Below are 6898 nucleotides of genomic sequence, written 5' to 3' on the forward strand. Positions count from 1 at the left end.
TATTGTCGTACAATGTGCTCATATCCTGTTCCTTTGAAGCGAGTTGGATGATGAAATTTGCAAGTAGGCGCTTAATCTATGAAGCCTATATGCTGTTAGCCGTCATAGCTAATTTAGCTATTGGTTGTCGGTAGGATTGAAGCATTGATGTGGAGACAATTATATGGTTCAAATCCTACTTTCTGTTCCTGGCTGAATGCATATTAGAGCGTATTTGTAGATTACGTTAAGTCCTACAGCAATTCCTAAACTGCTTCGACTACAAGGCTCTTGCTGACACGATCTTGTAATCTGGCTTCGATCGCAATTTTCAGAGTTGCTGTACTACTAGAACAGGAACCGCAAGCACCTTGCAGTACAACTTTAACGCGATCGCCTTCTACATCATAGAGTTCTACATCTCCCCCGTCTGCAATCAGTACGGGTCTGACTTCTTCATCAAGAACCTTTTGAATTAGAGCAATCTTTTGCACGTTTGTTAGCGATCGTTGCTTTGAAGTAACAATTTCTGTGGCAACTTGTACGCCGTAATTGTTGAGAGCAGGTAAGGCGTATTCCTGTTGAACTGATCTAATAATATCATCGATATTAGCCAGACAGGAACCGCATCCGCCACCAGCTTTTACATAATTTGTTACTTGCTCGGCATCCGTGAGATTATTTTCTAGAATCACGCGACGAATCTTAGACTCGCTGATGCCAAAGCAACTGCAAATTAACGCGCCTTCATCGTCATCATCGTGGGTAGCTAGAGGTATGCCACGATAATTGTAGATAGCGGCTTCTAGCGCTTCTTGTCCCATGACAGAGCAATGCATCTTTGCTTCTGGTAAACCACCCAGGTAATCTGCAATGTCTTTATTGGACACTTTCAAAGCTTCATCTAAGGTTAAACCTTTAACCATTTCGGTTAATGCACTAGAAGATGCGATCGCACTAGTACAACCAAAGGTTTGAAAGCGAGCATCTAGAATCTTATCAGATTCTACTTCCACTTTCAGATGCAATCTCAGAGCATCACCGCAAGCAATGCTGCCGATTTCTCCCGTTGCAACCTTAACTCCAGGTTCGCTCGTTTCTTCGATTGCTCCCTGATTTTTGGGATCGTAAAACAGTTCTAATACTTTATCAGTGTAGTCCCACATATTAAGTTCCGAGTGCTGAGTGGTGAGTGCTGAGTGGGGACAGGGGACAGGTGATAGGTGATAGGGAATAATCTGTTCCCTGTAACCTGTACCCTATTCCCTAATTAACGATGCGCTAGTGCTTGTTCTTGTCCTTGCAACCAACCTGCATCATCATTTTTGAAGGGTGAGAGGGCGCGTAAACGTTCTACAATACTGGGCATTACTTCTATTACTTGATCGATTTCGGCTTCTGTGGTGTAGCGACAAAGACTGAAGCGAATTGAACCGTGCAAAGTTGTGTAGGGTAAGCCCATTGCTCGCAGGACGTGGGAGGGTTCTAGAGAACCGGAGGTACAAGCAGAACCGGATGATGCACAGATACCGTATTTGTTCAATAACAGTAGAATTGCTTCACCTTCGATGTACTTAAAGCCGATATTGGTCGTGTTTGGCAATCTCTGCGTAACGTCACCGTTAACGACACAATCGGGAATTTTAGCGAGTAAAGTTTGTTCGAGGCGATCGCGCAGCTTTCTTTCTCTTGCGATCGCTTCTTCTAAGTGTAACAGTTCTAGTTCCGCAGCTTTGCCCAAGGCAATAATTGCTGGAACATTCTCAGTTCCCGCCCTACGTCCGCGTTCTTGGTGTCCCCCAATCATGAAGGGACGGAACCGAACTCCGCGCCGAATATACAAAGCACCAATTCCTTTCGGCCCGTGCAGCTTGTGACCAGACAGGGTTAACATATCCACCGTGCTAGTCTTCATATTCAACGGGATTTTTCCCACTGCTTGCACTGCATCTACATGGAAGATAGCGCCATATTCTTTGACGCGCAACCCAATTTGCTCAATTGGGAAAATCGTGCCGGTTTCGTTATTAGCATACATAATTGTCACCAGGGCGGTGTTACCCGTCAAGGAAGCTTCTAGTTCATCTAGATCCAGCTGCCCTTGATTATTTACTGATAGATAGGTAACACTGTAACCTTGGGTTTCTAATTGTTTGCAGACATTGAGTACTGCTGGATGTTCAACTTGGGTGGTGACGATATGTCGCTTTTCTGGTTGCGCCAACAGTGCGGCTCGAATCGCCGCGTTATCTCCCTCAGTACCGCAACTTGTGTAGACAATTTCAGACTCATCGGCTCCCAGGATGGCTGCAAGTTGTTCTCTTGCTGTTCTCACTGCTTTACCGACTTGCCCACCAAAGGTATGCATACTAGAGGGATTGCCGTAATAATCTGTGAGGTAAGGTAACATTACCTCTATAACTTCTGGGTCTACCTTAGTGGTAGCATTATTATCAAGATAGATGCAGTTATTTTGCATTGTTGTCTTCAATTAAGAATTACGAATTATTTAATTAAGCTTCAGAACCCATTGATTGGGATTGGCGCTTTTGCAACTGCTCAGAGTATTTCTGGGAATAGCTTTTAAACCAACGTTCCCAGTAATCTTGTTTATTTGTTAATTTAGCAACTACGTGATTGTAATTGGCAAACCAGCCTTCCCAATAATCGCTAGGCTGCTTAACGCAACCGTTGCAGGTAGGACAACCAGCTTTACACTGAGGCACGGTATGAATGCTACCAATACAGTTTGTACAAAGTTCAGGGTCAATCCAGTGCTGTCCGTCAACCACTTTAACTGCATTTGTGGGACATACCGTTAGACAGAGATTGCAGGAAATACACTGGCTAGTAAGAATTTTGTAAGCCATGATTTATTCTCCTTTTGGGGAATGGGGCATTAGAGTTAGGGTAGAGGTTACAGGTGATAGGTAATAATCTGTCCCCTGTAACCTGTAACCTATTCCCTAATTCCCTAATTCCTTAACGTATTGCTCGTAGAACTCTAAAGCAACCTTTTCAATTACGTCGTAAGCTTCAACAGTCTTTATTCCAGCTTCTTGCAATTTTTCTTGAGGACAGTTACCAATCTTGGAGACTAAAACTGCTTTGCAATCTGCGATCGCTTTCATAATATGCTCAAAAGAAGCTTCTTCGCCGTATCCACCTTGGCAGTATTGGTCAATTTTGCGATGACCAACAAAGCGAACTTCGTCCCCACCCACTTCGTAAATTTGGAATTCTTTCGCATGACCGAAGTGTTGGTTAACTAATCCACCGCCTTTGGTTGCTACTGCAACTAAAACTTTCGGACTGTTGGCAATTTTCTTGCCAGCTAGCGCTTTATCTTTGGCTACTTTAAGTTCTTCTTTAAACTTCTCAATCCCTTCGTGAACAGTAGCGCGTTGTTCCATGTCATATTCGGGAGCCATTTCCAAGAATTTCTCTTTGGAAAACTCTTGACTGCGGTCTTCTCCCAACAATCCGACTGCATCGGCACGGCACTGGCGACAGTGGCGCATCATTTTCATGTTACCAGAGCAGTTGTCTTGAACTTCTTTGAGTTCTTTGGGTGTAGGGCCGCGTTGACCGATTAAACCGAAGTGTGTGCCATGTTCTGGTGCAGAAATCAATGGCATGATGTTGTGCAAGAATGCACCTTTTTCACGGATGACTCGATTCACTTCGACTAAGTGATGGTCATTAATTCCGGGAATCATCACGGAGTTAACTTTGCACAAGATGTCAGCATCTTTCAGGGCTTGCAATCCTTCCATCTGTCTTTCGTGGAGGATTTTCGCACCTTCAAGACCTCTATAACGCTTGCGTCTGTAGTGAACCCAAGGATAAATCTTAGCACCGATCTCTGGATCTACCATGTTAATGGTAATCGTTACGTGATCTATATTTAATTGTTTAATGCGATCGATGTAGTCGGGCAGCATTAAACCATTGGTTGATAAGCAAAGCTTGATGTCTGGTGCTTGCTCTGCAATCAACTCAAATGTGCGGAAGGTTTTTTCTGGGTTCGCCAATGGGTCGCCAGGGCCAGCAATTCCCACAACTGTCATTTGCGGAATCTTACCACCAATGACTAAAGCTTTGTGTGCGGCTTCTTCTGGTGTTAGCAATTCGCTAACTACTCCAGGACGGCTTTCGTTAGCGCAATCATATTTGCGGTTGCAATAGTTGCATTGAATGTTGCAAGCTGGTGCAACTGCAACGTGCATCCGGGCGTAGTGGTGATGAGCGTCTTCGCTGTAGCAGGGATGTTTAGCAATGCGTTCTTGGAGCTTTTCGTCCCTTTCCACGGTGGTGCTGGTGGTGCTATCGCAGCCGCAACCACCGGATTTTGCTTGGGTTGTCGATTCCGTAGCGTTGGAGTTGAGGAGTCGTGTAGACGGTGATGTCATTGAGTTTCGCAAAAAGGTCGGTGGACTCGGCTGCCACTGTGGGAGATGCTGTTGTTGCTCTCTATGCCCAGGAATTGAAGTCGCGTCTTCCACACTGCCTGCAAACCCTTGGGTTGGGGCGACTTGTTTTCAAGTAAGGCAGGCGATAGATATGTGATGTTCGGCTGGTGTGTCAAGGTTCGGTTCTTGGGTAGAATTTGTGCTTACAGCCGCGACTTCTTTTCACTTCAGGCATGGTGCTATGTCATCCCTCCACTCACTTTTCGCTTTGTTTTGTTTCAGAGCGTTAGGTGATTGGCGATATAAGATTTATAGCAGCCGTCTCCTAGCCAAACACTGCGTCTCTCTAGGATAGAATTTATTGGATTTATTACTTTTGTACTCAAATACTAAAAACCCTAATTCTTCAAGCGTTACAAGAATTAAAAAAGTTTTTTTCAGGTAGGGGTTCTAGTCTTTTTTGGTTGGGGTTCTAGTGTTTATAGATAGGGGTTCAGGATTTCTTTGTACTCAGCCACAACCCAGTCCCAGCAAAGAATTTAATCTAATTGCAACTGGATTTTGGTTATTTAAATGTGTACTCAGATTGCCCTCAATTTTCGTCAAAAGCAATAACTGCCAAGGGTTTGAGGGTGAAAAACTGGAGTAATCTATATTGTTTTACTCCAGAAACGTGCGAAATTCAATTCTGTATCTAACATATCATTTTTTTGACGGTAAAAATGCACTTCATATTCTTTTAATTTTTCTTTGACAATGATGTTCAATTATGCCTTTAAGCCTTGTCTGGTAAGCCGTAGAAGCTAATGTAAATAGATGTGTTGCTGCATATAATTTTCAAAAAACTTAACTTTTCAGCCTTCTTTTTTCATTCCCACAATGAGGAGATGGGCAGGAAACTCTCAAATTTTGTGTTTGAGAGAAACAACAAACTATAATCTAACATGATTGAGCGATCGCAATGAATTTTCTGAATTGCTCACTACAAACCTTAGCAAAAAACCCCATTCCCAACACGGGAAGGGGCAAAATTTAAAATATTTCTTCTTATAGGAGGGAGGTTTTCCAGATACCGCTCTTTGTTGCTGATACTATTTAGCTACAATCAAACCAAGAGTTATGATCGCCATTTCCCAACAGCCGCCAAAAATGACCGTTGAGGAATATCTCGAATGGGAACCTCAGCAAGACCTTCGCTACGAATATGCCAATGGCGAAGTGTTTGCCATGACAGGCGGTACAATTCCCCATAACGACATTGCACTAAATCTCTACAGACCTTTGTACCCTCATTTGCGTTCCAGAGGTTGTCGAGTGAATGTGTCAGATGTGAAAATGCAACTCACTGCCCAGAGTCGCTACTATTATCCTGATGTTATTGTCAGTTGCGACCCTGAAGACCTTAATGCCCGCAACTTTATTCAACATCCGAAGTTGATTGCCGAAGTTCTTTCCCCAGGTACAAGCGCGAAAGATCGGGGTGAAAAGTTTACTTATTACCTGAGAATCCCCACTTTGCAAGAGTATATCTTGATTGACTCAGAACAAATCTCCGTTGAGCGTTACTGTCGGGGTGAGGGTAGAATGTGGCTTTACTATCCTTACACGGCTGGAGATATCGTCACTCTATCGAGCATTGAATTTGAATGTCCGATTGAATTGCTGTATGAAGGTGTTGTATTTACAACTGAAGAATAAAGAGAATACGCTCCTCAAGCAACTGCATAGCCAGTGTAGGGTCTTAACTCCGGTGGACGAAAACCAAGGACGATGTGTTCTTTAGGAATTCCAGCCCGTTCTAAATCGGCGGCAATGCCTTCTTCAGTGCCATCCCGTTGAATCCAGATTTTGCCATCAATTAGGTCAATATGAACCAAACAGCCGTGAATGCGGCGATCGCCATCCCAACCTAGATCCATCCACAAATAGCGATCGCGGGTTCGATCAAACACCACTTCCGATTGAATATTGGCATAAGAATAGGGTAGTGAAGCATATTCACTGAGAATAGCTTCAATCACCTGGCGATAGTCGTCTAACTTGGTGTAATCCATTGTTTAATGACCTCCTGTTTTGGATCGAATGTAATCAGCTTTAAACGATGATTTCTCAGTAACAGTTTGCCGATAGGTTCTTCAAATAAATCATCAAAAATACTATTAGGTACTGCAAGATATAGTATTCGTTCCGGCTCCAATTCAATCAAGATATCCTGATATAAAATATACTGAACTAACGCTTTTTATAAATCATCAACATCCGATCTTTCGGTAAAACTTTTAATCTCAACTGCAATTTTGGATTCTGTTTTTTGCGCCGCCAACAGTTGTTTAGCACCTAAATCAACATACAAATCTTTTTTACCAAACTTCAGAGTCAGTGGATCGTGAGTAATTGTCCATTTGTCTTTAATCAAAGCATTTTTAACATTGTTGTGATAAAGGTCTCTAGCTGGCATACAGGTGTAGTTTTAGACTTATATTTTTATTTGAGGAAATCGCTACACT

At 43.1% G+C, this 6898-nt stretch carries 6 protein-coding genes and 1 pseudogene; 1 reads left to right on the forward strand and 6 read right to left on the reverse strand.

All coding sequences use genetic code 11. The features are described from left to right. Positions 1-245 precede the first annotated feature (245 nt). From nifU to nifB, 4 genes are all read right to left on the reverse strand, one after another. Positions 246-1145, reverse strand: a complete 900-nt coding sequence (gene nifU / locus IQ229_RS07180) for a Fe-S cluster assembly protein NifU (RefSeq protein WP_194042509.1) — start codon at positions 1143-1145, stop codon at positions 246-248. 104 nt (positions 1146-1249) lie between these two features. After that, entirely contained in the window at positions 1250-2458 is a 1209-nt protein-coding gene (nifS, locus tag IQ229_RS07185) for a cysteine desulfurase NifS (protein ID WP_194042510.1), read from the reverse strand. A 34-nt stretch (positions 2459-2492) separates the two neighbouring features. Beyond that, complete coding sequence (locus tag IQ229_RS07190) at positions 2493-2849, reverse strand: 4Fe-4S binding protein (protein WP_194042511.1); 357 nt, start codon at positions 2847-2849, stop codon at positions 2493-2495. A gap of 96 nt (positions 2850-2945) precedes the next feature. After that, the gene (gene nifB / locus IQ229_RS07195; RefSeq protein ID WP_194042514.1) at positions 2946-4391 is read right to left on the reverse strand and encodes a nitrogenase cofactor biosynthesis protein NifB; all 1446 of its coding nucleotides are present in this window, start codon (positions 4389-4391) and stop codon (positions 2946-2948) included. A gap of 1119 nt (positions 4392-5510) precedes the next feature. Between nifB and IQ229_RS07200 the strand changes: the two genes are divergently transcribed. Further along, entirely contained in the window at positions 5511-6089 is a 579-nt protein-coding gene (locus IQ229_RS07200; protein ID WP_194042512.1) for a Uma2 family endonuclease, read from the forward strand. Between the two features lie 14 nt (positions 6090-6103). Here IQ229_RS07200 and IQ229_RS07205 read toward each other — a convergent pair whose 3' ends face one another. Together IQ229_RS07205 and IQ229_RS07210 are read right to left on the reverse strand one after the other, a co-directional pair. Beyond that, positions 6104-6445, reverse strand: coding sequence for a XisI protein (locus tag IQ229_RS07205; protein ID WP_194042513.1), 342 nt, complete (start codon positions 6443-6445; stop codon positions 6104-6106). Beyond that, positions 6427-6849: pseudogene (locus IQ229_RS07210) on the reverse strand (XisH family protein). Before IQ229_RS07210 ends, IQ229_RS07205 begins: the two are co-directional and overlap by 19 nt. Between the last annotated feature and the right edge of the window lie 49 nt (positions 6850-6898).

Source organism: Nostoc cf. edaphicum LEGE 07299, assembly GCF_015207245.1.
In the GTDB taxonomy this organism is placed as follows: Bacteria; Cyanobacteriota; Cyanobacteriia; order Cyanobacteriales; family Nostocaceae; genus Nostoc; species Nostoc edaphicum_B.